Here is a 25,450-nt window from a genome sequence, read left to right as displayed (position 1 = left end):
CATCGCTGAGATCAGGTGACCGGTGGCATGCTTCAGCGGATGGCCGGCAGCGCTGGAATGTTGCCGGGGCGGCGGCCAATAAAGATCCATGCAAGTGGCTGCTTCCAAACACCACTTCGCTCCGACGAATGTTCAGCGCACTGCGCTCCCGTCAACGACATTGTCCCTGCCCTTCGGCTTGCATCGCCCAATGCCAACGTATGGGTCACACAGCCGGATCGTCTGATCGTCTTGCGGAAGCGAGGCTTTATATCTGGATGGGTGAAGACTACCAAGATAAAGATGGAGTTACCAAGATGAAAATGACAGCTCTTGCTGCCGCCGCTCTTGTTGTTGCAGCAGGAAACGCAATTGCCGGAAGCGACCACTATGGATCAAACGGAGCCCAGCAACCTGCAACTGCGTCTGACAACACGTATACCTCCTCGACCAGAAAAATGAACAAAGATACCGGCATGCCGAAAACCGTTCGCAAGCCCGTTTCCAACGACGAACATGGCCAAGGCATCTGGGGTCACTGATCCTGACGGACACAAAATTAAAGGGCCGGGGCGCAACCTCGGTCCTTCGGCGGCATCTGAGTTACTTCCTTGAGAGGTGAACCGACCTCTCTTGCCAGCCGATCCCTCTGTAGCGTCCGTGACGGCTTCTATCGGCTCGATTTGTACTACCACGACGAATGTTCTCGCCTTCGATCGGGTGCCCACCGCGCGACGCGGTCGACGTCACTGCCGGTCTTAGCGTTCGGATGCGCACCCGGTGGGTGAGATCGTGGAATAAGGGCGTGGCGACGGCAGACAGCGGAGCAAGCGCGACTCAGAGCAACGCCATTCCGCCGTCAACCCGCAGGTTGATACCCGTGACAAAGCTGCTCGCGTCCGAGGCAAGGAACAGGGCGGCCTTTGCCAGCTCTTCCGGCTGTCCCATACGACCCAGGGGTATTGCTTCCGCCATCGCCTTTTCGAACGGCCCCCGCTGTTCAAACGGTAAGCCTAGCTTTTCGAGAATAGCCGTATCCACCGGACCTGGGCTGAGCACGTTGACTCGGATGCAACGAAACTTCAGTTCGATCGCCCAGCTGCGCGCGAACGCATTAATCGCCGCCTTCGAGCCAGCATAGACAGCATGGCCGTCCAGGACTTTCTCGCTGGCCAGCGACCCCGTGAGGATGATTGCGCCGCCGTTCCGCATGATCGGGATCAGCTTCTGGACACCGAAGAAGACGCCGCGCGTATTGACGGCAAACTGCGCGTCATATTCTGCCTCGGAGACTTCGGCCGAGTGTGTGATGGTGTTTAAGCCGGCGTTCGCCATATAGATGTCGAGCGCCCCGAACCTTTGGCGGATCTGCTGCGCTACGTGGTCATGGTGCGCCACATCGGCCACATCTCCTTGAATCCCCAGCGCGCCTGCCCCGATCTGTGCGATCGCCTCCTCGACCGCCTGCTGCCGGCGGCCGGTGATGACCACTTGCGCTCCCTCGTCAGCAAAGATTTTTGCAGCCGATAGTCCGATTCCACTGTTTCCGCCGGTGACCACAGCGATTTTACCTGACAGTGTGCCCATGTCGTTCCTTGCCTCCGGAATATTGGCACTGGCCTGCTGGACGCAGGCGAGTGCAGCAGCGGCGTGCAGGCTGCGGCCGGAGCTCTCCAGAACTCGAACGGCCGCAGCTGCCCGCAACAACGCCTGGTCGTGATCGCGCGAAGCTATCCTTTGATAAAGGCGAGCAGGTCGGCATTGACCTGATCCTGGTGCGTGGCCGTAATCCCGTGGGGCGCACCGGGGTAATATATTTCCTTTGCACCCCTGATCAGCCGCGCCGACTTGACTGACGAATCCTTGACCGGGACGATCTGGTCGTCCTCGCCATGCAGGATCAGCGTCGGTATATCGAACTTCTTGAGGTCCTCGGTGAAATCGGTTTCGGAGAACGCTTTGACGCATTCATATGCATTCACGAGACCGACCTGCATGCTCCAGAGCCAGAACTGATCCAGAATCCCCTGGGAGACCTTGGCGCCTGGCCTGTTTGCACCATAAAACGACGGTGCGAGGTCCAGGTAGTGCTGTGAGCGATCCTTGAGGAGGCCAGCCCGTATTCCATCGAACACACCAATCGGCAGGCCCTCCGGATTGGCCGGCGTCTTCACCATGATCGGCGGGACGGCAGCGATGAGCACAGCCTTGGACACCCGCTTCGTCCCGTGCCGTCCGATATAGCGAGCGACCTCGCCTCCTCCGGTGGAATGTCCGACCAGGGTGACGTCCCGCAGATCAAGCGCATCGATCACCGCTGCGAGATCGTCGGCATAGCCGTTCATGTCGTTGCCGGACGAAGCCTGGCTGGAGCGGCCGTGGCCGCGCCGGTCATGCGCAACCACACGAAAGCCGCTATGGGCAAGAAAGAGCATCTGCCCGTCCCAGGCGTCCGAATTCAGCGGCCAGCCATGCGAGAAGGTTACAACCGGCCCCCTGCCCCAGTCCTTGTAGTAGATTTCGGTGCCGTCCTTGGTCGTGATTTTGCTCATAGTCCTGGTTCCTTTGTCTTTTGGGTGGATGGCGGCGTTTGGCTTTCGGCCCGCGGCAGATTGCGAAGCGACCGGCAGTCCGGCGGTAGCGGCGAGGATCAATCCGCCCACCAAGACGTCACGGCGGGATGCGCCAATCGTGAAAAGTCCATCCCTGCTCACTGTGTCCATCCCTGATGCTTGGCCTTCAACAACTGGCTCACCATCACGATCATCGATCCGACCTGCATGGTCGCTTTCGGGGAGGGCGAGCGAAGGGGCGGGCGACACTCGACGATCGTGATGGCTTGCGAGGAAGATTGCGCTTATCCGGCCCGCAAACCTATTCTACGGAAGGGTCTGTCATGCGATGCCAAGGTGTAGGAGAGATACGCTGAGACGAGGCTCGGCGGAGTGACCTGGTCTAGCTTCCAAAAGTGCGACGCTGCCCCCAAGCCTGCGCGGCACCGATTTGACGCAGCAGTCGCCAAGCGTCATCGCTGGATAAATGTAGGTGGTGGACTCGCGCAAATCCGCGATCAATCGGCTGTCCCTGCATCATACTTGCAGGAAGGTTGCGGCAGAGATCTATGTCGCGTAGGCCTGTCGCATCGGCGCGGGCAGTGTCTCCCATGCCCGGATCAGCTCGCCGATGGAAGCGGCTTCCATCTTGCGCATGACATTGCCGCGATGCAGCTTGACCGTCACTTCGCTAATACCGAGGTCAAAGGCGATCTGTTTGTTGAGGCGTCCGCGCGCCACTTCATGCAGAACCTCACGCTCGCGTGGCGTCAGCGTTTCAACGCGCTCGATGTTGCGCTTGACGATCACGGCATCCGCCCGCCGCTTGGCATCCATCGCAATACCCGCGATGACGGCGTCAAGCAGCGTCTGGTCCCGCACCGGTTTAGTGAGAAAATCCACGGCGCCGGCCTTCATCGCCTGGACGGTCATCGGGATGTCGCCATGTCCGGTCAGGAAGATGATGGGTTTGGGGTTGCCGTTTTTCGCAAGATGCTGCTGCAGATCGAGGCCGCTCGATCCTGGCATGCGCACGTCGAGGATCAAGCAGCCGGGGCTGTCCAAAATGTCGGCGTCGATCAACTCGCGGGTCGAGGCAAAGCAAACTGGCTCGAAACCCGCCGACAGGATCAATTCCGATAGCGCCTCGCGGACAGACGCATCGTCGTCGACAATAATGACGAGCGGCTGCTCCGCTTCACTCCTGCGCTGCGGCGCCGACGATAGCGATCTCCGCTGGAGCGGCTGGTCAACTGTCATGATCATCCCTCGGTTTCTTGGTTGCGTAAAGCGTCACCCACCGCCACAAGCAGGGCCTGGCCATCGAAGGGCTTGCGGAAAAACCCGCTAACACCTTTGGCGCGGTACTGATCCGCTAGCTCGTGCCGGCCGGTAATCAGGAATACCGGAAGGTTCGGACGCGCCCTCTTGACCAGGTCACGCAGCTCAAAGCCGTCCATGCCGGGCATCCCGATGTCGGTGATGAGCACGTCCACGTCCGACAACCCACTGACGACCAGCGATCCCGCCGACGAGAAGCTGCGGGCTATATAGCCGGCGGACTCCAGAAGATCCTCCAGCGACTCAAGCAGCCTCGGATCGTCGTCAACCACCGCCACGACGGGCCTTCGCTTGCTCACGTTCAGCCCCCTCCCGATCGGCGCGAGTGCGTGATCGGTATTTCCAATCGCTCCGCCATGCGGACGAGGTCGGCAAGCGACGCGGCGCCCATTTTCTGCATCACATTCCTTCTGTGAATTTCCAGCGTAACTTCGCTGATTCCCAGTTCAGCGGCGGCCTGCTTGTTGAGCAGACCACTCACCACCAGCGGCAGCACCTCGCGCTCGCGCGGCGTCAACTCGAGGTAACGTTGCTTCAACACGCTAAGTCCGGCGCGCTGCGACCTCTGTTCCCGATCCTGGGCAATCGCCGCATGGATTGCGGTCATGAGGTCCGCATCGCTGAACGGCTTGGTCAGGAAATCCACGGCGCCGTGCTTGATCGCACGCACCGAGGATGGGATATCGCCATGTCCTGTTATGAAAACGATCGGCGGATGACCGCCCACCGCGATCTCCCTCTGCAGATCGAGGCCGTTGATATCTGGCAACTCGACATCGAGGATGAGACAGGCAGGCAAATCCGGCTTGTCTGCATTGATATACTCACCGGCCGACCCGAAGGCTATGGCGCGCATGCCGTGCGAAACCAGCAGTTCGCTGAGCGCCTCGCGGATGCGTTGATCGTCATCCACGATGAAGACAATTTGCTCGTCCGTAGTCATGACGCGACTTTCGCACCGACGGACGCGAGAATGCCGAGAGCGAAAGGGCGAACCGCTGTTTGAGAAGCACCGCCATCGGTTGCTCCCGATGGACCAACAAAGGCTCGAGATTGTCGGTGCTCTGCATAGCACCTTCTATCAGTGGCTGGATTTGGGCGGATGCTCATGGCGCTATACTAGTCCCGCTACACGCCATTCGCATCTCATGGAAATCCATGCATGGATTTCCATCGGACTGACCGACACACCCGTTTTGGAGAACCGGAATGAAAACCAAGCGCTCCCGCGCGTCAGTGCCCTCGTCTCGGATGCGTTCCGCGTATGACCAAAAACTATTGCGGTCGCCCGATCATGGTGCAGCCTCCGCCTCAACCGGAAGCGTGAAGACGAACCTCGCCCCATGCGGAACGCGGTTCTCCGCCCATAAGCGTCCGCCGTGAGACTCGATGATCGAACGGGAGATCGCGAGTCCCATGCCCATTCCTTGCCCTTTTGTCGTGAAGAACGGGTCGAATATCTTGTCGGGATGTTCGACTCCCGGGCCGGAGTCGCTGACTTCAATCTGGATTATGTCCCCTGTCCGGCGCACTCGCATCCCAAGAACCTTGTCACCGGCAATGGCGTGCATAGCCTCGACGCCGTTGCGAATAAGATTGACCAGCACCTGTTGGATCTGGACGCGATCGAACGCGACCAGCGGGAGGTTGCGTTCGACGTCGATATCCATGCGAACGCGACACCGTATGGCTTCCTCGGCCATGAGGTCACGCGCTTCGTCAATGACACTGGGGATCGGCGTGCTGGTTCTCAGTTCAAGGGACGGCCTGAACAAGGCGCGGATGCGGCTGACGACATCTGCCGCCGAGTTGGCGTCCCGGATAATGCGCTCGGCTGTGATCTTCGCGCGGTCGAGATTGGGGGGCTCGGCGGATAACCAACGGTGGCATGCATTGGAGTTGGCAACGATCGCGGCCAGCGGCTGGTTCACCTCATGAGCGATGGATGCGGAGAGTTCGGCAAGGCTCGCCGCCTGGCTGGCACGTGCAAGTCTCTCTTGCGCCAGTCGCAGCTGCTCTTGTGCACGCACCTCGTTTTCGATGTCCAGGCAGATAACGTTCCACTGCACGATAGCGCCTTCGGTGTTGCGCATCGCGGCGGCTCGCGTCTCGACCCAGCGATATTCGCCATCGAAGCGCCGCAGACGGTGCCTTCGCGCATAAGGCTCGCCTGTGGTCAAGGAATGGGCATATCTCTCCTTGACACCTGCCAAGTCGTCGGGATGAACACCCGCTTCGAGTGTGCCGGCCAGCCGCGATTTTCCCGCTTCGTCCAGTTCTTCGAGGTTGTAGCCGAGAAATTCGCGGAGCTGCTGGCTGCGGTACATCGGCTCGCCATCCGGCGCGGCACAATCGATCATTGCCGGCAGCGTTTCAACGAGTTGCCAAAGCGCGCGCTCTCTCTCGCGCAGCGCTTCCTCGACCCGTAGCTGATCGTCGATGTCGTGCGTAAGGCCGTACCACTGGACAATGCGTCCGCTCTCATCCCTCAGCGGCTCCGCCCGGCCCTCCATCCAGCGGTAGACGCCATCGGCGCGACGCAGGCGATACTTCATGAAAAAGCGCTCGCCAGTGGCGAAGCAACTGTTGAGTGCTTCCCGCAGGCTGGGCGCATCGTCGGGATGAACGACGGTGGCTATGAAGGCCGCCAGCCGGTTCGTGTCCGGCATCTCCGCGTCCGTTATGTCGAGGCCGAGAAAATCGATCAGGCGCCTGTTGAAGAAGGTCGGCTCGCCGTTCGAAGACAGCCGCCAGAGGTAGCTCGGAACCATGTTGACGAGTTGCGAGAGCGCCTGCTCTCGGTTGTGCAACGCAGCCTGGGTGGTCACCAGGTCGTGGATGTCGACGCTCACACCGTACCATTGCAGAATATGGCCATCTTCGTCGCGGAGCGCCTCCGCGCGAGTCTCGGTCCAGCGATAGCCGCCGTTGGCGCGCCGTTGGCGATATCTCTGCACGTAAGGCACGCCCGTTGCGAATGAATGGCGGATCGCTTGCCGTGCCGTATCGATGTCGTCTGGATGGATCACACTGAGTGACGGCGAGCCGTCCGGGGCGATGATGTCGCTAAGAGTGGCCCCGGTAACGTCCGTGAACTGCTTGTTGACATAGGATGGCGTTCCTTCCCGTGTCGTACTCCAGATCAAGGCGGGCACCGTGTCGATGAGTTGCTGAAGGCGTCGCTCACTTTCGCGCAATGCCTCCTGCGCGCGCACCTCATCGTCGACATCGAGAGAAACGCCGTACCATTGCACAACGGCGCCGTTTTCATCACGTCGGGGCTCCACCCTGCACTCCGCCCAGCGATAAGAGCCATCCTTTTCAAGCCAGCGAAACCGCATGGTGGAGCCATCGCCGGTCTCGAAGCTATTCAATAGCGTGCACTGCACCCCGGGAGCATCTTCGGGATGGATCAGCTTCTGCAGCAACTCATCGATGCGCGGCTCGCCCAGATCTTCGAAGTTCGCGATGACGGAACGGAAATGGTCCTGGTACCGCTTATTGAAGTAGGCCGGCCCGCCCGTCGGCATGGCGCTCCAGATGCGGACCGGCACGGCGTCAATCATCTGCTGGAGTTGCTGTTCGCTCCGCCTCAATGCCTCGACGCTTTCGTGCAATGTGAGCACCGCCTGCTGGTGCTGCCGCGAAATGGCGGCCACGATCAGAGCCGAGAACGCCGAAATGACCAGAAAAAGCTGCAGCATGATCTGGTTGTGCTTTTGGGAAACGGGGTCGCCGGCAAATTGGCTGGCGCCGGATACCGTGAATACCGCCGTGATCAGCGCAAGCAGGATCAAGGCGACTGCGGCGCCTCTGAACTCAAAGCGCACCGCGGCCCAAAGAAGAGGCGGCATAATGATGTAGGCGAAGGGCAAGTAACCGCTCAAGGAGAGGGCGGCAACGCCGAGAAAGATCAGCGCCAGGACGCCAGCTTCGATCCATCGGGCGGCCGAAAGCCGGGCCTTGCCGCGCCAGTTCTGGAACACGACCAGCGCCAGCGGCGCCACGATCAGGACCCCGGTTGCGTCGCCGATCCACCATAGAGGCCAGGCCGCGGCGAAGCTCTGTGACTGAATGCCGAACCACGCAAGCGTTGCACTTCCCACCGTCGCGCTTGCGACTGGCGCGATTCCAGCGGCCAATACGACGAATGCGAGAACTTCCTGCAAGGTTTCCAGCCGAAGCGGGCGCTTGCAAGCCCGATTCACGAGCCATGCCCCGGCCACAGCTTCGAGAGCATTGCCGGCATAGATCAGGAAGGCGGCAGGCAGCGGAGTGTGGAACCACAATAGGTTGCTGGTCAGTTCAGCCACACAGGCTGCCACTATCCACCACGGCCAGCTATACCTGGAGGCAATGAGGAGCGTGGCGATGAAAAGCCCGCTCGGAGGCCAAATGGAGATGCCCGTTCCAGGTACGATCGCGAGCGACTGAGCGAATCCGCAGCCCAAGACGTAGGCCGCGATAAAAAGTCCCAGATGCAAGGATCGAGGGCGATGCGCCCAGACCCGAGACGAACTGCTCGTTTCAAGATCACTGACAAGATCGCCGGGAGGCAGGCCTGGTTCATTTGCCGCGCGAGGTCGACCTCGTCCTTGCGATCCAAATCCGGGTTGGTCCAACCCATGCTTCAGCGCGCGTGTTGCTTCGGAGTCGGTTTTGCTAGGCGAGGTGGATGCTGTCGTCATCGGCTGCTCCTGACGGACAAACAAAAGCCTTGTCGGCTCTCCGTATAGCACTTGCTCTCAGCAGCTGGAATTTGGGCTGACGAACTCGCAGCCCATAATAAACCCGCCGCGCCCCAGCCGCATCTCATGGAAATCCATGCATCGCGCAGAGACTGTACGATACGGCCAGGTCATGTCGGCTGCCGCTTTGTCTGCCGCACGGCGAACCCGCAATGCCCAGCATCCTCCAGCCTATCTCGTCCGGTCGACACCGCTCGCACTATAAATCCCGAGCCCTGCCGGCAAACATAAGTTCCACTGTATATGGCCTAGAGGCGCTGGGGTTTGAAGCCTGTTCGGTTCGGCCGAGCGGCTCGGCTGCCGAGGAATTGTTTGGCCAGGATGAGACAGGGGGCAGCGATCGCGAACAGCACGACAAGCGCGAAGAAAGCTTCATCGAAGGAGATCGTGGCGACCTGCCTCTCGAGCGCGCGCTGCAAAAGGGGGAGCGCGGCCTTCGTCGCCGTGGCACTGTCCATACCGTTTGTCACCAGAACGTTCGCGGTGGCCCGCAGGCGCTGGTCCACGGCCGCGTCGCCATTCACGAGGTGGGCAGCCAGTATGGTTCGGTTGTGGATATTTTGATGATCAATGTACGTTTGCAAAAGGGCTGTTCCGGTCATACCGCCCACCTGTTTGCCGAAGCAGAACAGGCCGATGCCGAACGGCAGCGCATCGGCGGCAAGTCCCCGCAGCGTAACCAGCGTCAACGCCACGAACAGAAGACCCAAGCCGAATCCCCGCAGAAACAAAGGAAGGCTCAGGTCCGGTGAGCCGCTCGCGCTGGTCGAACCGGACAGGAGCCACATGGCTCCGGCGAAGAGCAAAACACCAAACGGGACAAGCGCAATCGGGTGAATTCCGGTCTTTTCGATGACGAAGCCAGCGAACAGAAGCCCCAGCGCGAGTGCAGCCCCACTGGGTAGCAGAAGCACTCCTGCGCCCGTGGCCGTAAAACCGAGGACATTGAGGGCAAAAGCCGGGATGAGATAGGCGCTGCCCGAAAGAGCAAAGCCCGCGACGATGCTGACGAGCAGGCCAAAGCGGAAGTCCGGACTACCCAGTGGCGAAACAGTCAGCAGTGAGCCTTCTGAACGGAAAGCGATTTCCCAAATGGCCAGAAAGCCGACGGCCACGACACCGATGGTGGCAAGCACGGTGATATCCGTGTCGTCGAACCAGTTGAACCTGTTGCCTTGCAGCAGGACGTAGGTCAAAAGCGCGGCACCCAGGCCGAGCAACAAGATCTGAAGGACAGGAAGCCTGATTTCCCGCCAGTAGGTCCGGTCGCCGTCCGTCCCCAGAAGGACAAGGGAGGCGATGCCGAGGGGAATGTTGCTCAGGAATATCCAGTCCCAGGTGAGATGGTCGACGAGCCAGCCCTCCAGGGCAGGCGTAACGGCCGCCGGAGCCATCACGGCGCCTACAGCGAAAATTGCCTGGGCGACCGGCTGATTTCTGTGCGGGAACCGGAAGAACAGCAGAGTCTGACCTGCGACGAGAATTGTGCCGCCGCCCATCCCCTGGACAACGCGGCAGATGTCAATCCAGGTGAGGTCAACCGAGAACGTCATTGCCCCGGATGACAGCAGAAGGGCGACGATCCCTGCGCGCAAACAGGCGGTCGGCCCGACTGCCCTGACAAAAAGCGGCGCGACAAGAAAAACCGTCAGTTTGGCAGCGATGAAAACAACGTCGGCCATCGCCAGTTCGTCCGGCGTTGCGTAGGTGTCGCCAAGCATGTCGATCCGGCCGATGGACAGAGCAGTGGATGCGACCGCGTCCATGAGGGCGGCCAGCACAATGCCTGTCGCCATGAGCGAGGCGCGCAACGGTGCGCCGAGATGATGCTGCATGGCTGCTTCTTCAGCGAGACGCGTCACTGTAGCGAGCGTCCGTTCGCGGTTCCGCGGGGCTGCGTTTCCAGCGCAATAGCGGCATCCTGGGCATTAACGGCGATGGCAACGCGCGCCGAGAGCCCCGGAACCAGGCGGCCGGGCAACGGGTTGCGCTTCATCCTGATCTTGACAGGCACGCGTTGGACAACGCGAATGAAGTTTCCAGTCGCATTGTCCGGCGGCAGCAGGCTGAACGCCGCACCGCTGCCGGGTGCGAAGCTGTCGACAACACCAGCGATTTCCAGATCTGGATATCCGTCGACCCTGACGCGGACAGGTTGACCGATCTGCACCTGCTTCAGCTGGGTTTCCTTGAAGTTGGCGACGACCCAGACGTCGTTGACAGGAACGATGTCCAAGGCTGCCGCTCCCGGAGTGACATAGCGGCCGACACGGATCTGGCGATTGCCAACGATCCCTTCGACCGGAGCTCTCACGACTGTGTTGTCCAGGTCGAGCATAGCCAGATCGAGCGCTGCCTGCGCCTGCGCCAGGGCTGCTTGCGCGCCGGACAATTGTGCGTCGAGAACGTCGAGTTTCAGCTTTTGACCCAACAGATTGGCTTCTGCGCCGTCCAGGGATGCCTGTGCCTTGTCATGGCCAGCCTGTGCATCCTGCAGCTTCTGATCGCTTGCTGTCCCGTTCTTCTGCAGCGTCACGTAGCGGTTCAGGTTGGCGCGCGCGAACTGCAGGTCAGCGGTGGCGGATTGCTTCTGCGCCTCAGCCTGCGCGATCAACGCGTCCTGAAGTTTCCGGGTCGCCCCGATGTTGGCGATATCCGCGTGCCGGGCGGCGACGTTAGCCTTCGCCTGGATCACTTTGGCCTTGTAGTCGCTGTCATCGATGCGAAAGAGAACAGCCCCCTTTGCAACGCTGGCATTGTCGTCCACATCGACTTCGACGACATAGCCCGCCAGCTTGGGAGCGATATTGGTAGTGTCTCCGCGGAGATAGGCGTTGTCGGTCGCTTCCTCGAATCGGCCCATCGTGAACCATTGCCAGCCCCATATCGCTGCCGGTGGAACCACCATAAGGGCAACGATGACGAGTGCGATCTTGCGGGCTCGGCTCATGATCGCCTCGACCTCAAGTCAACGCACGCGCCATCGCGGCGGTAACTCCCGGAGAGAGAGATGGTCGGCAAGGCTGCAAGCCGCGGTGCGTGATAGGCTTTCACGAGAATGTCTCCGTCGAGTTGCGGTTCTGCACCAAGCAGAGCTGCCGAACGATCGCGGATTTCATGGTCTCGCGGCTATCACACGAATGAACATCCCAACTCGCCCGATCGGTAGTTCGTATTGGACCTCGGCACAGGTAGGCGGCGGGATCAGGCCGGCCGCTCAGCTGACGCGCCGCCGAGCAATTCGCCCGAATGATTCGCTAAGCACCTGTCGGGGGTGTACAGTCCGTTGGCGCCGGCCACAGAACTTGGGCACCGGCGCTCGAGAGTGTCCATCGTACTCCCGCCCTCAACGGGCGCTGCATCGTGGACAATGACCATTCGGCCGATGCGATTTCGACTTTTGACCGCAATATCCTGCGCGACGCCTTCAGAACATCGGTCATTGAAAAGCAGACCCCCGAGGATCAGTGGCAGGCATATGCCGCGCTTTTGATCCGCGACTATACCGGCAACTCGGATTTTGATCCGGCGTTGCTGGCCTGGATCGTGCGACCTTAACTTTGCCGCCGAGCGAGGTACGGGAGCCGCTCTCCCTTTCATTCTTTCCTAAAAGGACAACACGCATGAGGAATATGAAAACCCCGGACGCGCCTGCCACACCTGTCAAGCCGATCGTCGAAGCCGGAAAAATCCTGTCGAAGCGGCTGACGATCAGAACCGACGAAGCGTCAAGACGAAGGTCCGCCGACACCGACGGCACGGTGCGGCGGGCGCGCCAAATTGCGGAAAGCAATCGCCTGATTTGATGCCCCTTTGTCCCTTTGGCAAACCCGGACATCATGCTCCCCAAGCCGATCGTCTGCTTTCATGGGCGGCTTGAGGCGGCGATCGCGGGATAGTCGGTGTACCCGGCGGAGCCGCCGCCATAGAGCGTCGCCGAGTTGAACTCCGTCAGCGGCGTGCGCGTCTTCAGCCGTTCCACAAGGTCAGGATTGGCGATGAACGGGCGCCCGAAGGCGAACAGGTCCGCCTTGCCCTCAGCGAGCCGCGACGCCGCGAGTTCGAGGTCATAGCCGTTATTGGCGATATAGGTATTGTTGAAACGCCGGCGGAGCGATCCGAAGTCGAACGGCGCGATATCGCGCGATCCGCCCGTGGCGCCCTCGACGACATGGATATAGGCGATGCCCAAAGCGTCGAGTTGATCGACGATATAGTCGAACTGCGCCTGGGGCTGCTACCATACTGTCCTTGACGAGTTCGAGCTGGATGACAAGATGCCTGGGCCACTGGCTGTGAGGTCGGTTCTTCGTTCGCCGTTCTGCTGCCGGGCAGCTGTTTGCGAGACCACTGGCCCTCGCCGGGATCGGTGACCCGCGCCACGATACGTGCCCTGCCGCCGCTGTCACCGCGGCCTCAGCTTGCAACCGCCAGCGGCGCCTTCTTCGCCAACGACGGCCGCCGGCGCAAGCGACGCTTGGCTGTAAGCTTGAGAGCGACCGGCGGCGCGTTGGACAGAGCGCCACGCACTGCATCGGCGATGCTATGAGCAACGAAATCGGCATTGATGTCGCCGGCCAGTGCCGCCGCCGCTTGGCTGTCGTCGTTGCCGGCCTCCGACCAGAACGCGATGCCGACCCTGAGCGCCGGCCTGGCGCGCTTCAGCCGGCGCACCAGGAAGCGGGCGTGCTTGACGGAATCGCGATTGAGGAAGCCGACAACGACGGTATCGACAGCGGCAAGATCGAGCCGGCGGATGCTCGCCGGTTCCATGTCGGCGAATCCCGCCTTCGACACCGTCGCACCGTTGACTTCGAGCACCTGCGCCAGCATGGCAGCCGCGGCATCATCGAGTTCGCCGCGCCCGCCGCCACATAGCACTGATATGCCGACGCCGTCAGGAAGTCCGTTGTCGTTCTCGGCTTCCTTGCCCTTCCCGGCTGTTTCTTCTCCCGCATCCGTCTTGCCGTCCCCGGCGGAGGCCGGTTCATCCTCTTCGGCCGCTTCTTCGTGTGCGCTGTCGTCGAGGTTTGCCACCAGCGTCAGCGCGCTGGCCGCCACCTGCCGTCTCTGCTGGTCGTCCATCACGCCGCGGACACGATCCTGCTCGCCGAGCAACAAAGCGGGAATGGCGACCTGGTCGTAGAACTCGACCAGATATTTCTCCTCCAGCAACTCCTCGGCGTGGTCGGTGGCCTCTTCCGGGTCGCCGGCCAGCAGTCGCTGGTAAAGTCGGGCATGCGGTTCGAGCACCGGCTCGTTGCCGAACAGTACGTCGAGGAATTCGAACTGCGGCACGTGCCTGCCCAGCACGACCAGACAGACGGTGAGCGGCGTCGACAAGATCAGGCCGAGCGGCCCCCACAGCCAGGTCCAGAAGATCGCCGCGACAATGATGGCCAATGGCGAGAGCCCGGTGCGCGAGCCATAGAGCCAGGGTTCGACGACATTGCCGGTGAGCAACTCCATCACCACGAACAGGCCGGCGGTCCACAGCACCAGCGACCAGCCGGGCGCTACCGCCAGCGCCAGCAACAGTGGCAGGAGCGCGCCGATGACCGGCCCGATATAGGGGACGAAGCGCAGCGCCAGCGCTAGTAGGCCCCACAGCAACGCATTGGGGATGCCCACAATCCAGAGCCCGATGGTGATCGGTATGGCATAGACGATGTTGACGACCAGCTGCATCAGCAGATACTGGCCGACGCGTTTGCCGGCATCCTGCAGCGCCTGGGTGGTGCGGTGCAGATCGCCATAACCGACAAGGCGGATGAAACGATCGCGCAAATCCTCCCGCTCCAGCAGCATGAAGATGACGACAACGATGATCAGACCCGCCGAGGCCAGCGGGCTGATCAACGGGCCGATGAGGTTCTGCAGGAACTCGAGCGGCCGTTCTCGCGCGATGATCTCGACCGGCACGGGCTCTCGCCTGGGCGTGTCGGCGGCGGGCGGCGACGAATCCTGCAGGTCGATCTCTTGCCCGACGCGCTCGATCACCTGGCTCAATCTGGCAATGATCCCTCCTGCTGCCCCGGTTTCCTTGAGCGACCGGATCTTGGTCAGGATGTTTGTCTGGTAGACCGGGATGTTCTGCGCCAGTTCGCTAACCTGCGATGCGGCAATGAAAGAGAACAGAGCGAGTGCCGCGAAGGCACCGAACACACTGGCGATGACAGCGGGAAGGCGGGGAATGCCGACGCGCTTCAGAGCCGACACCACGGGCGCAAGCGCGAAGGTCAAAAGCAGCGCAATGGCGATCGGCAGGAACACTTCGCGCCCGAAATACAGCGCCGCAACCGCTGTCACGATCGTGGCGACGGTGGGCAATGAGGTGCGCGGACGGGCGTTGGCTGCGGAAAGAATGCCCGCCAAGCCGAGCTCTGATGGGTAAATGCCGTTTCGACGATTTGCCGCCATTGAATACCTAGCCTCGCCCGCGCGCCATGATCGGGCATATTTAGCTGGCGCGCAACGTAGCAGCTTTACGCGCTTGCAGGTTCCGACCGAACAGTCCGACTGGCACGTTGTCCTGACGCGCTGGTTCGATTCAATTCACGACACGAAGTGGCAAGTGTGTAACAAGTGGCCGAAGAGGAGGCGAAGGCGCCTTCAGATCGGCTTTGAGCTTGTTCCGCACCATTGAGAATATCGAGGACGCGCAGACGCTGGCGCAGGCCATCGTCAACACTATTGCCGAACCGTTCCTCGTCCTCGACGAAAAGTTTCATGTGCTGGCGGCCAGCCGCTCCTTCTATCAGATCTTCAAGGTCGACCCCGAAGAGACACACGGCGCCCTGCGTTAGGCGACGGCCAGTGGGATATTCCGGCACTGCGCCTGCTCCTGGAGACGATCATCCCTGAGAAGACCGCCATGGACGGCTTCGAGGTCGAGTATGATTTCCCCAACATCGGCCAGCGCACGATGCTGCTCAACGCGCGAAAGGTGCTTTACGACCACAATTCGGCCGTCACCATCCTGCTCGCCTTCAACGACATAACGGCGCGGCGTGTCATCGAGCGCGAAAAGGAAGAACTCCTCGGCCGCACCTAAGACCTATTGCGGCAAAAGGGTGTGCTGCTACGTGAGATGGAGCATCGGGTTGCCAATAGCCTGCAGATTATTGCCAGCATCCTGTTGCTGAAGGCCCGCTCGGTCACTTTCGAGGAAACGCGCCAGCATTTGAAAGATGCCCACCAGCGGGTCATGTCGGTAGCCGAAGTGCAGCGCCATCTCCACACCTCGCCGGGCATCGACGAGATCGACGTCGGCTCCTATCTGCCGAAGCTGTGCAGCAGCCTGGCCTCGTCGATGGTCGGGGATGCACAGCCAATCGCCGTCAAAGTCGCCGCGGAAGCCGGGCAGGATCGATTCGCAAAAGGCGGTCAGCTTCGGGCTGATCGTCACCGAACTCGTCCTCAACGCGATCAGATATGCCTTCCCTCGCGAGAAGACCGCAGCCCTGATCCAGGTGTCTTACGAGACCAATGGCAGCGACTGGAAACTGACGGTCTCGGACAATGGTAGCGGCAAGCCAGCTGGCCGCGCGCCAAATGCCGGCCTGGGAACAGCCATCGTGGAGGCACTGGTCAAGCAGCTCGAGGCCCGGGCGGATGTCATTATCGACGCCAACGGCACCAGCATATCGGTGACCCGGGCGACGTTCACGTCGCGCATGCCGGAGGGGGCGTAGCCCTTCCCACGACCTTCGGGCAGTGGATCAGTCCGATGCCGCTTCGCACCTGAGCCAGCAGCAGATCCCGGCAGTCGATCGAACGGAGGAACTTTCTCATCTCGTCTCATCTGTCTTGCCTACTCTACCGGAACCAATGTGTTAGCCGGACGTAGGGCATTCACGCCTTGGAGAACTCCCCATGAAAGCTTTGATTTTTGGCGCTTTGGCGCTCGGCTTGGCTGTGCCCGCGATAGCTTCGACGGCCCAGGCCGACGTTATTTTTACCACCCATCGACATCATCACCGATATCTCAACAACGAGCGCAACGACGTGATCATCAACGAAGACGGTCAATGCCTTCATCATCGCAACCACGGCCAGCTCGCGTTCTATGACCACGGCCGCCGGCACCATCGTCGCCAGGAGGTGGTCGTCGTCTCGACCCTTCACCATAGGCCTCCTCAGGTCGTTTTCGAGAACGGCGGGTACTGATCATCGGGAAATCTCTCAATTGAGGCAATTACAGTCGAGACGGAGGGGCGGCCTTGAGCGATTTCAGCCTGCCTGTTCATCGAACAAAACCGAGCAGCCTCGCGCAAGCGCTACTGTTGAGAGTGCATTTGCCATCAGATCATCCGGAGACACGAAATCGCCGGTTAGCACACGCAACTCTTCCACGCCTTCGGCCATCGACACGAAACTTCCGACCACTCGATCGCGCTTGCAACCCTCAACCACGTAAAGCAGATCGATCAATTCGAAGCCGCGCATATTCAGCCTCCAAAACAAATCGTCCCTTGCAGGATCTTGAAACGCATTGGCGGGAAATAATGTTCCCGGCTCGCCTGGCCGTGTAAAGAACACCTGGCCTGCGGTCGCGCCGGCGGCCTTGCCATCGGGATACTTCCACGATCGCACCTTGAGTCCGGGCGGCCAGCCTGTTGGCTTGTTCTGGCAGCGGATTTTTGGTCCGCTTGGCCGGTGCTCGAAAGCCCCTACCAGCTCCTAACCCTTACGCGCCGATGCCGCTCTTCAGCCGGACAGCCTGTCCGACGGCGAAGAGATGCGTTGCGCCTTCGCGGCGGACTGGGCGTGCGTTGCGATGGATCAGGGTTGTGGTTCTCATGATTGTCTCTCGTCCAGCTCCAGCGAGGCTTGAAGCAATGCCGGTTCGATCGGCACCATTTGCTGGGTAGCATTGCTCGCGGTGATCGCCGGCAGGTGAATGAAGGTGGCCACGCGGCGCCATGCGATCTGGGAAGTCCGTTCGAGGGCCTCCTCGTCATGGTCTTTTGTTTTTAAAGGGAAAATCGCCGCAAAAAATGTTTCAAGGTTTTACCAACTATCGGGACCAATCGGGCAATTTTTGCACACTGAAGCGTCTCGACGTCATCACTATTGCGGTGCGAAAAGTACCGTCAGTAGGTCAATCACGCCACACAAACTCGCCCTTTGGCGCGAGATGGAGCGGTAGGCAGGTCTCCCATGCCTTCAAAGATGGTCAAGCCGGCTGGCTCGGCCTGCCTATGCAAGAGACGCCGAAGCAAATCGTCATCAACATTCCTATTCGAAGGAATACGTGAAGCCCTCCTTGGAGGCGCCGACGGTTACTTTTGTCATCTTTTCGCCCTCGAGCGAGCGGTTCAGCACGCCGCGGCTGAGTTCCGGCAGGAGCGTGTTGGTGAGGATGGCATCGATCATCCGGCCGCCGGATTCGATCTCGGTGCAGCGGGCCTTGACCAGATCGATGACACCGTCGCCGATCACCAATTCCGCATCGTTGGTTGCTCGCAGCCGGCGTGCGATCTTGCCGAACTGGTGACGGGTGATTGCTTCGATCATCGAATCCGAGAGCGGATAATAAGGAATGGTCACCACCCGGCCGAGGAAGGCCGCCGGGAAGACCTTCAGCAACGGGCTGCGCAACGCGGTGTCCAGATCTTCGAGCCCGGCCCGCAGCGTGCCATTTTTGGTGCGGTCCATGATGACCTCCGAGCCGACATTGGAGGTGAGCAGGATCAGCGTGTTCTTGAAGTCGATCCGGCGGCCCTCGCTGTCGTCCATCATCCCCTTGTCGAAAACCTGGAAGAAGATTTCGTGCACGTCGGGATGCGCCTTCTCCACCTCGTCGAGCAGGATCACCGAATAAGGTTTGCGGCGAACCGCCTCGGTCAGGATGCCGCCCTTGCCGTAGCCAACATATCCGGGCGGAGCGCCCTTCAAGGTAGAGACCGTATGTGCCTCCTGGAACTCGGACATGTTGATCGAGATCAGGTTCTGCTCACCACCATAGAGTGTTTCGGCCAGCGCCAATGCGGTTTCGGTCTTGCCTACACCCGAGGGGCCGCAAAGCAGGAACACGCCGACTGGCTTTTCCGGCGCGCCGAGCCCGGCGCGGCTGGTCTGCACGCGCTTGGCGATCATCTCCATGGCGTGATCCTGCCCGACCACGCGCTCGGACAGAGTGGCGGCGAGCTTAAGCGCCTTCTCGGTCTGGCTCGACAGCATCCGTCCGGTCGGAATGCCCGTCCAGTCCTGGACCACGGCGGCCACGGCGTTGCGGTCGACCGATGGCAGGATCAGCGGAGTCTCGCCTTGCGCCTCGGCCAGTTCAGTCATCAGTTCGCGCAACCGGGCGAGATCGGCGGCCGGATCGGATGAAGGGGCAGCGGCAGTCGCCGGTGTCTCCACGTCAACCCGGCCTGTTTTCGTCTCAGGCGTTTCGGTCTTGGGCAGCTGAGCTTCGACTGCGTTGGCGCCTGCCGTTTCGACATTCGTCTGCGGTGTCTCTACCGCATCGAGCGGTACGCCTTCGCCGCGCAACCTGGCGCGCAATTCGAGAATTTCGGCAACAAGTGCCTTTTCGCGATCCCAACGTTGCTGCGCGGCGGCCAGCTTGACTTCGTTTTCGGCAAGCCCGTTGTCGACCCGTGCCTGCCGCTCAGTCACCTCGATGCCGATCGCGGCCTCGCGACCGATGATGCCGCGCTCGACCTCCAGCGCCTGCCGGCGGCGCGTGATATCTTCGACCTCGGCCGGCGTGGCGTGCTGCGATATGGCGACACGCGCGCAAGCGGTATCGAGAAGGCTTACCGCTTTGTCCGGCAGTTGCCGTGCCGGGATGTAGCGATGCGACAGGCCGACCGCCGCCTCGATCGCCTCGTCGAGTATCTGCACCTTGTGGTGCTGCTCCAGAACGCCGGCCACCCCGCGCAACATGAGAACGGCCACCGCCTCCGACGGCTCGTCGATCTTTACTACCTGGAAACGGCGGGTCAGCGCAGGGTCTTTTTCGATGTGCTGCTTGTATTCGGCCCAGGTCGTTGCCGCGATCGTGCGGAGCTCACCGCGCGCCAGCGCCGGTTTCAGGAGATTGGCCGCGTCGCCAGTTCCAGCCGCGCCGCCGGCGCCGATCAGCGTGTGGGCCTCGTCGATAAACAGGATGACCGGCGTTTCGGATGATTGGACCTCATCGATGACTGCCTTCAGCCGTTTTTCGAACTCACCCTTTACGCTTGCACCCGCCTGCATCAATCCGACATCGAGCATGCCCACGCTGACATTCCGCAGCGTGGGCGGCACGTCGCCCTCAGCGATACGCAAGGCAAAGCCCTCGACGACCGCCGTCTTGCCGACCCCGGCCTCGCCGGTCAGGATCGGGTTGTTTTGCCGGCGTCGCATCAGGATATCGACGATCTGCCTGATCTCCGGATCGCGGCCGACGACCGGATCGATCTTGCCGTCACGGGCGCGCTGGGTCAGGTCGGTGGCGTATTTCGCCAGCGCCGAATCCCCGCCCAGTGCCCGCTTCGGCGGGGTCTCGGCGGCGGCAGCGGACGGCGCAGCCCCGGCTTCGAGCGACCCTTCAGTTACGTCGGCAAAGCGCTGGATGACCGCGGCGGCGTCGACCTTGTCAAACTCGCCGCTGATCTTCGACAGCAGGCCTTCCAGCACCGGCGTCTTTAGGCAGGCAAGGAGAACATGTGCGCTACGGACTTCCTCGACGCCGAATTCCAGCGTTGCCAGGTTCCAGGCTTCCTGGATGGCATGAAAGATATGGTCGGAAAATTCCTCGATCGACGTTGCGCCATATGGCAGCTTGTCGACGGCGCGGGTCATGTCGGCGGTGAGCCGGCTCGCATCCAGTCCCGCATCGGCGATTATCATCTGCACATCCGAGCGGTCGGAAAGCACAAGTTGCTCGATGAAGTGGACGAGTTCGACGTAAGGATTGCCGCGCAGCTTGGCGGTGTCGGCGGCGGCCTTGAAGGCTCGCACACCGACAGGATTGAGCTTGCCGACCAGTTCCTTACGCTTAAAGCTCTGCGACGACCGGCGCTGTTCCATCGAACGTGCTCCTGCAATCTGCCAGCCGATAACCTGCCACATAAGCCGCCACTTGACAAAGTGCGTGATGGACGAGGTCTCGAAGACCGGTCCAGCCAGCTTATTGCGTTTATGGACGTCCTGCACCGCCGGCTGCAAACAATCACGGAATTGGGCCCTTGCGCGATACATTTCTCATGCAGGATCGGCAATCATGCTACGGATGTCAGCATTCGGAGGCGGTTGCATTTAGCTTCTGTTAATTTTTGAGCAGTCGTTGAATTGTGGTAAAGTGCAGCGGTGTGATAACGTCGGGTCACATCTGGTTTGAGGGCCTTCGCTGGGGGTTGGTGTGATTGATCTCGCACTCTGGCTTACTTCGCTCGACGGTGAGAATCCGTCCGGGGAAGATTTGCGCAACGACCCAGCTTTTCATGAGCTGGAGCGCCTGACGGAAGCCCAGATCAAAGTCGTCCACGACGGCAACAACAAGGCCGCCTCGCAAAGCACCATTCCGGTCGACTGGCCTGCGGTGCTCGCAAAGGCGGAGGAGTTGCGCGCGCATGGTCGGGACCTGCGCCTGCTCGTCATCGTCACGCGCGCGCTGGCCAATGAAGAAGGGCTGGCCGGGCTGGCGCAAGGTCTGACTCTCATTGCGCAGACTTTCGATCAGCATTGGGAAACCATGCATCCGGCACTGCGGCCCAACGCTTCGCCACGCGATGCCGCCCTGCGCCGTATCAATGCGCTGCTCGACCTGCAGAATGGTCAGGACGGGTTGTTGGCGAACCTGCGGCAAATGACGTTCTTCGCGCCGCGCGCGATCGGCCCGATTCAGGGCAAGGATCTGGAAAAGGGTGCGCTCGACGACCGTGTCATGCTCCAGGAGGCCGCCTCGGGGTTGAATGCGGCGGAGAAGGCCGCGCTGATTAGTGCGCACGCACAACTCCTGAATCGGGTGCGTGCCGGATGTGCGGCCCAGATTGATCAGGCCAATGCGGAGATGCTCCAGCTCATCGCTGACGCCCGGGCAACGATCGCGGCACTCGATGCGGTCGAGGCCGCGCTCAACGCTCGTCTCGGCGGCGGCGGCGCTCCCGTTCCGGACTTAAAACGGTTCCTGCAGCGTTTGCTGACGACACTCGAACGGAATTCGGCAGCCGGCGCGGTGACGAATGGCGCGGCCACGCCGATGCCGGCGGAACCGGCAACGCCTGCTCGAAACGGTCATGGAGCCGATGCGATGGCAAGTATGGCAAGCTACGCGGAGCCGAGCACGGGGCTTCCCGACCGGATCTCCTCGCGCGACGACGTGGTGAAATGCCTCGACCTCGTCGTCGCCTTCTACGACCGCACCGAACCGTCGAGCCCGATTCCGCACCTGGCTCGGCGCGTACGCCGGATGGTGCATATGGATTTCGTTGAACTGATGGAAGATCTCGCCCCGTCTGGGCTGAAGGAATTCAGGCTGCTTGCCGGCGTTCCCGATGCCAAGAAGACGGCTCAGAAGGATGAAAGGTAACAACACATGCCAGCCGAAAGCAAAGCGAAGGTCATCGAACGAAACCGTGCGCCGCGAGTGCAGATCGCCTACGATGTGGAAACCTACGGCAGCCCGACGACGATCGAACTGCCGTTTGTCATGGGCGTGATGGCCGACCTTGCCGGTGCTTCGCAAACCAAGGAAGCGTCAAAGTCGGTGCTGGACCGCTCCTTTGTCGAGACCGACGCAAACCGCTTCCCAAAATTCATGGAGGCGCTCGGGCCCCGCGTCAAAGCCCGGGTGAAGAATACCCTGCCACAGGCCGAAGGCCAGGAGCGCGACGAAGAACTGGCGCTCGATCTCACCTTCAGCAAGATGGGTGATTTCGCCCCGGACAAGATCGCCGAGCAAGTTCCGCAACTGGCCGAGATCCTCAAGATGCGTCGTCAGCTCGAGGAATTGCTCGGCTTCATGGACGGCCGCGTCGATGCCGAAAAACGCATCGCGCAGCTTCTGAACAACGAACCGCTGCTTGGCAAGATCGCCAACCAGGCACTGTCGGATGACGACAAGGTTGGGGAATAAATCATGGCCGAACAGCAAAAGACCGCCGCAGTCGCCGCCGAGGCCGAGGCCATAGACCTTGGAGAATTCAGCGGACTCCTCGAGAAGGATTTCAAGGTCAAGAAGGACGACAGCGAGAAGCTGCAGCAACTCGTGCGCAATCTCGCGCTCGCGGCGCAGTCCCGTTCCGACACCACGACCATATCGTCCAATGCGATCAAGTCGATCAAATCGCTGATCGCCGGCATCGACAAGATGCTGACGACCCAGGTCAACGAGATCCTGCACGCGCCGGAAGTGCGTGAAATGGAAGGCACATGGCGTGGCCTCTGGTATCTTGTCAACAACACCGAGACGGATCAGAAGCTGAAGATCCGGGTGATGAACATTTCCAAGGAACAGCTGGCCGATACGCTTGAAGACTATGAAGGCCAGATGTGGGATCAGAGCCCGATCTTCAAGAAAGTCTATACAGACGAGTATTCGATGCTGGGCGGCGAGCCGATCGGCTGCGTGATTGGCGCCTATGAGTTTTCCAACCACCCGCGCGACGTCGGCCTGCTGCGCAACATCTCGGGCATCTGCGCTTCGGCGCACACGCCGTTCATCGCGGCGGCCTCGCCGCGCCTGTTCCGCATGGACAGCTGGCAGGAATTGCCGAACCCGCAAGATCTGCAGCAGATCGTCTCCAACCCGGCCTATGCCTCGTGGCAGTCGTTGCGCGAGAGTGAGGACGCTCGCTACATCGGCCTGACCATGCCCCGCGTCCTGGCGCGGCTGCCCTACGGCACCGATACCGTTCCGGTGAAGGGCTTCACCTTCGAGGAAGAGGTGCAGGGCGACCACAACAAATATGTCTGGATGAACGCCGCCTTCCCGATGGGCGTCAACATCAACCGCAGCCACAAGCTGTTTGGCTGGGGCACGCAGATCCGCGGCGTCGAGAATGGCGGCACGGTGCTCAATCTGCCGGTGCACAGCTTCCCGACCGATGATGGCTCGATCGCGATGAAATGTCCGACGGAAGTCGCCATCGACGACCGGCGCGAGGCGGAACTGGCCAAGCTTGGCCTGATGCCCATCCTGCACCGGAAGAATACCGATCTCGCGGCCTTCATCGGGGCCCACTCGCTGCAGGACGACGAGACGCGAGCGGGGCGGCTGGTCGATCCCGATGCGCAGTCCAACGAGCGGCTGAGCGCCAACCTGCCCTACCTGTTCCCGGTCTCGCGCTTTGCGCACTACCTCAAGGCCATCGCGCGCGACAAGGTCGGCTCGTTCAAGGAGCGTTCCGACATGCAGATCTGGTTGACCGAGTGGATCAACCGATACGTGCTGGCCAACCCGGCCTTTGCCGACGACAAGGCGCGCGCCAAGCGCCCGCTTGCCGCCGCCGAGGTTCAGGTGGACAGCGTGGAGGGGCGGCCGGGCTACTACAATGCCCGCTTCTATTTGCGCCCGCATTACCAGTTGGAGGGCATCAACGCCTCGCTCCGACTGGTGTCGGAACTACCGTCCGTTAAGACTTGATTTGCAGCAACAACATCCTGGTTTTTGAACGCGGTGGAGAAACACAATGCCCACGACTACAAAGATTGACGGCTTTCTGAAGGTTCCCGATATCAAAGGCCCCAGCACCCGCGACGGGCACGAAGATGAGATCGAAATTCATGGCGTCGACTACAAGATGGTGGCCCCCTATGATCCGAATTCGATCTCACGCCGTGGCCGCGTGAACATGGGCATGATCAAGTTCACCAAACACTACGACAAATCCTCGCCCTATCTGAAAAAGGCGTTGTTCGACAACAAGGCCCTTGATGAAGTGGTGTTTTCGGCGCGGCGGACCATCGATGGCGAAAGTAAGGATTATCTGGTCATCACACTGAATGACGCCTTCGTCATGGAATACGACATGTCGCAGGCCGAGGATGAGGAAGACCTGATCCAGGAAGAAGTCAGCTTCGCCTACAAGAAGATCAAGTTCGTCTATGACGGCAACGATGAAGCCGAAATGGATGTCTATGTCGGCAAGTGAGGTTCGGCAGCCCGGCGCGGGCAAGCGGCAGACCACCGGTAGCTTGCGGGCGAAAAGCGAAGCCGTCCAGCCATCGCTTTGGGATCGCCTCGTCAATGACCTGCCGGGTCTGACCTCGGAAATAGAGGGGCTGCGCCATGTCCTGCTCGACGAGCTTGGCGCGGACCGCCTCGACACACTCGTTGCCGGCAGCACGCGGGCCATCGACGCCGATACGGAACTGACACCGGATCAGAAACGCCGTCTGCATCGCCTGGCCTTTCAGACCCAGCACCGCGTCGAGATCGAAAGCCGTGGCGTGGTGGTATCGGCCCGAGTGCTCAGGGAAGCGGTACGACGTGACATCGAGGCGCTCTTCAACACGGAGCGCTTCGAGGCCACGCCGCTTCTTTCCGATCTGGAAAATGAACAGGTTTCGGACAATCCACCTTCGCTCGCCGATTTTCCGGAGGTCCGCCGAAGCGTGGTCAATTATGGCGTACCTTCCTTCTCGGGCCGCTCGTCCCGCGATTTCGATCGCGACGTGCTGGCGCGTGAGATCCGCACGGTGCTCGCCACCTTCGAGCCTCGCCTGAAGGAAAACGCAACAAAGGTTACGGTCACGCTCGGCGACAAAACCGTTGGCCTGAAGATCGAGATAGACGCCGTGCTGATCATGACGCCGACGCCCGAACGCATGCGCCTGCGCACCACGATCAATCTCGATAACGGCTTGGCGCGGACCGAAATTAGGGACGCCTGA

The 25,450-nt window shown here is 61.0% G+C and carries 20 protein-coding genes and 2 pseudogenes; 9 read left to right on the top strand and 13 right to left on the bottom strand.

All coding sequences use genetic code 11. The features are described 5' to 3' along the window. Positions 1 to 257 precede the first annotated feature (257 nt). A complete protein-coding gene (locus tag NKJ01_RS08915; protein WP_352485993.1) occupies positions 258 to 521 on the top strand; it encodes a DUF680 domain-containing protein in 264 nt (87 codons plus the stop codon). A 295-nt stretch (positions 522 to 816) separates the two neighbouring features. On the opposite strand, the gene NKJ01_RS08910 is transcribed toward NKJ01_RS08915, so the two are convergent. The 8 genes from NKJ01_RS08910 to NKJ01_RS08875 all read right to left on the bottom strand — a co-directional run bounded on the left by NKJ01_RS08910 (position 817) and on the right by NKJ01_RS08875 (position 11,528). After that, entirely contained in the window at positions 817 to 1,566 is a 750-nt protein-coding gene (locus tag NKJ01_RS08910) for a glucose 1-dehydrogenase (protein WP_352485994.1), read from the bottom strand. Positions 1,567 to 1,709: 143 nt separating this feature from the next. Continuing rightward, complete coding sequence (locus tag NKJ01_RS08905; RefSeq protein ID WP_502905867.1) at positions 1,710 to 2,702, bottom strand: alpha/beta fold hydrolase; 993 nt, start codon at positions 2,700 to 2,702, stop codon at positions 1,710 to 1,712. Between the two features lie 396 nt (positions 2,703 to 3,098). Continuing rightward, positions 3,099 to 3,791, bottom strand: a complete 693-nt coding sequence (locus tag NKJ01_RS08900) for a response regulator transcription factor (RefSeq protein WP_352727516.1) — start codon at positions 3,789 to 3,791, stop codon at positions 3,099 to 3,101. Between the two features lie 2 nt (positions 3,792 to 3,793). Then, entirely contained in the window at positions 3,794 to 4,171 is a 378-nt protein-coding gene (locus NKJ01_RS08895) for a response regulator (RefSeq protein ID WP_031260092.1), read from the bottom strand. A 2-nt stretch (positions 4,172 to 4,173) separates the two neighbouring features. After that, complete coding sequence (locus NKJ01_RS08890; RefSeq protein WP_352727493.1) at positions 4,174 to 4,815, bottom strand: response regulator transcription factor; 642 nt, start codon at positions 4,813 to 4,815, stop codon at positions 4,174 to 4,176. 349 nt (positions 4,816 to 5,164) lie between these two features. Then, a complete protein-coding gene (locus NKJ01_RS08885) occupies positions 5,165 to 8,560 on the bottom strand; it encodes a PAS domain-containing protein (RefSeq protein WP_352727492.1) in 3,396 nt (1,131 codons plus the stop codon). Positions 8,561 to 8,868: 308 nt separating this feature from the next. After that, positions 8,869 to 10,455, bottom strand: a complete 1,587-nt coding sequence (locus NKJ01_RS08880) for an MFS transporter (RefSeq protein ID WP_352727491.1) — start codon at positions 10,453 to 10,455, stop codon at positions 8,869 to 8,871. Positions 10,456 to 10,478: 23 nt separating this feature from the next. Next, entirely contained in the window at positions 10,479 to 11,528 is a 1,050-nt protein-coding gene (locus NKJ01_RS08875) for an HlyD family secretion protein (protein ID WP_352727515.1), read from the bottom strand. A 455-nt stretch (positions 11,529 to 11,983) separates the two neighbouring features. Here NKJ01_RS08875 and NKJ01_RS08870 point away from each other — a divergent pair, with 455 nt between their 5' ends. Both NKJ01_RS08870 and NKJ01_RS08865 read left to right on the top strand, forming a co-directional pair. Then, positions 11,984 to 12,178 carry a hypothetical protein gene (locus NKJ01_RS08870; RefSeq protein WP_352727490.1) on the top strand — a complete coding sequence of 65 codons (195 nt, stop codon included), beginning with the start codon at positions 11,984 to 11,986 and terminating at the stop codon, positions 12,176 to 12,178. Positions 12,179 to 12,243: 65 nt separating this feature from the next. Beyond that, complete coding sequence (locus NKJ01_RS08865; protein ID WP_352727489.1) at positions 12,244 to 12,426, top strand: hypothetical protein; 183 nt, start codon at positions 12,244 to 12,246, stop codon at positions 12,424 to 12,426. Between the two features lie 59 nt (positions 12,427 to 12,485). Here the strand turns inward: NKJ01_RS08865 and NKJ01_RS08860 are convergent. Next, a pseudogene (locus tag NKJ01_RS08860) lies at positions 12,486 to 12,854 on the bottom strand (oxidoreductase); the annotation flags it as partial. Between the two features lie 182 nt (positions 12,855 to 13,036). After that, positions 13,037 to 15,040, bottom strand: a complete 2,004-nt coding sequence (locus tag NKJ01_RS08855) for an AI-2E family transporter (protein ID WP_352727488.1) — start codon at positions 15,038 to 15,040, stop codon at positions 13,037 to 13,039. Positions 15,041 to 15,249: 209 nt separating this feature from the next. On the opposite strand from NKJ01_RS08855, the pseudogene NKJ01_RS08850 reads away from it, so the two are divergent. After that, a pseudogene (locus NKJ01_RS08850) lies at positions 15,250 to 16,314 on the top strand (sensor histidine kinase). A gap of 160 nt (positions 16,315 to 16,474) precedes the next feature. On the opposite strand, the gene NKJ01_RS08845 reads toward NKJ01_RS08850, so the two are convergent. From NKJ01_RS08845 to tssH, 3 genes are all read right to left on the bottom strand, one after another. After that, positions 16,475 to 16,747 (bottom strand): hypothetical protein, encoded by a 273-nt coding sequence (locus NKJ01_RS08845; RefSeq protein ID WP_352727487.1) that lies wholly within the window; start codon positions 16,745 to 16,747, stop codon positions 16,475 to 16,477. A gap of 105 nt (positions 16,748 to 16,852) precedes the next feature. Beyond that, positions 16,853 to 17,068 carry a hypothetical protein gene (locus NKJ01_RS08840; RefSeq protein ID WP_023758840.1) on the bottom strand — a complete coding sequence of 72 codons (216 nt, stop codon included), beginning with the start codon at positions 17,066 to 17,068 and terminating at the stop codon, positions 16,853 to 16,855. A gap of 792 nt (positions 17,069 to 17,860) precedes the next feature. Then, positions 17,861 to 20,644 (bottom strand): type VI secretion system ATPase TssH, encoded by a 2,784-nt coding sequence (tssH, locus tag NKJ01_RS08835; RefSeq protein ID WP_352727486.1) that lies wholly within the window; start codon positions 20,642 to 20,644, stop codon positions 17,861 to 17,863. Between the two features lie 331 nt (positions 20,645 to 20,975). On the opposite strand from tssH, the gene tssA reads away from it, so the two are divergent. Genes tssA through tssE form a run of 5 tightly spaced genes read left to right on the top strand, consistent with a single transcriptional unit; the run spans position 20,976 to position 25,450 of the window. Beyond that, on the top strand, positions 20,976 to 22,145 hold the full coding sequence (tssA, locus tag NKJ01_RS08830) for a type VI secretion system protein TssA (RefSeq protein WP_352727485.1): 1,170 nt from the start codon (positions 20,976 to 20,978) through the stop codon (positions 22,143 to 22,145). A 6-nt stretch (positions 22,146 to 22,151) separates the two neighbouring features. Further along, positions 22,152 to 22,691 (top strand): type VI secretion system contractile sheath small subunit, encoded by a 540-nt coding sequence (gene tssB / locus NKJ01_RS08825; RefSeq protein ID WP_023758845.1) that lies wholly within the window; start codon positions 22,152 to 22,154, stop codon positions 22,689 to 22,691. A 3-nt stretch (positions 22,692 to 22,694) separates the two neighbouring features. Further along, positions 22,695 to 24,200 (top strand): type VI secretion system contractile sheath large subunit, encoded by a 1,506-nt coding sequence (tssC, locus tag NKJ01_RS08820; RefSeq protein ID WP_023758846.1) that lies wholly within the window; start codon positions 22,695 to 22,697, stop codon positions 24,198 to 24,200. 46 nt (positions 24,201 to 24,246) lie between these two features. After that, entirely contained in the window at positions 24,247 to 24,708 is a 462-nt protein-coding gene (locus tag NKJ01_RS08815; RefSeq protein ID WP_023758847.1) for an Hcp family type VI secretion system effector, read from the top strand. Further along, a complete protein-coding gene (gene tssE / locus NKJ01_RS08810; protein WP_352727514.1) occupies positions 24,695 to 25,450 on the top strand; it encodes a type VI secretion system baseplate subunit TssE in 756 nt (251 codons plus the stop codon). The genes NKJ01_RS08815 and tssE overlap by 14 nt, the downstream gene beginning before the upstream one ends.

The sequence above is a fragment of the Mesorhizobium sp. M0276 genome (assembly GCF_040321755.1).
Lineage (GTDB): Bacteria > Pseudomonadota > Alphaproteobacteria > Rhizobiales > Rhizobiaceae > Mesorhizobium.
The sequence above is the reverse complement of the archived record's forward strand: the minus strand, read 5'-3'. Positions and strand labels throughout refer to the sequence as shown.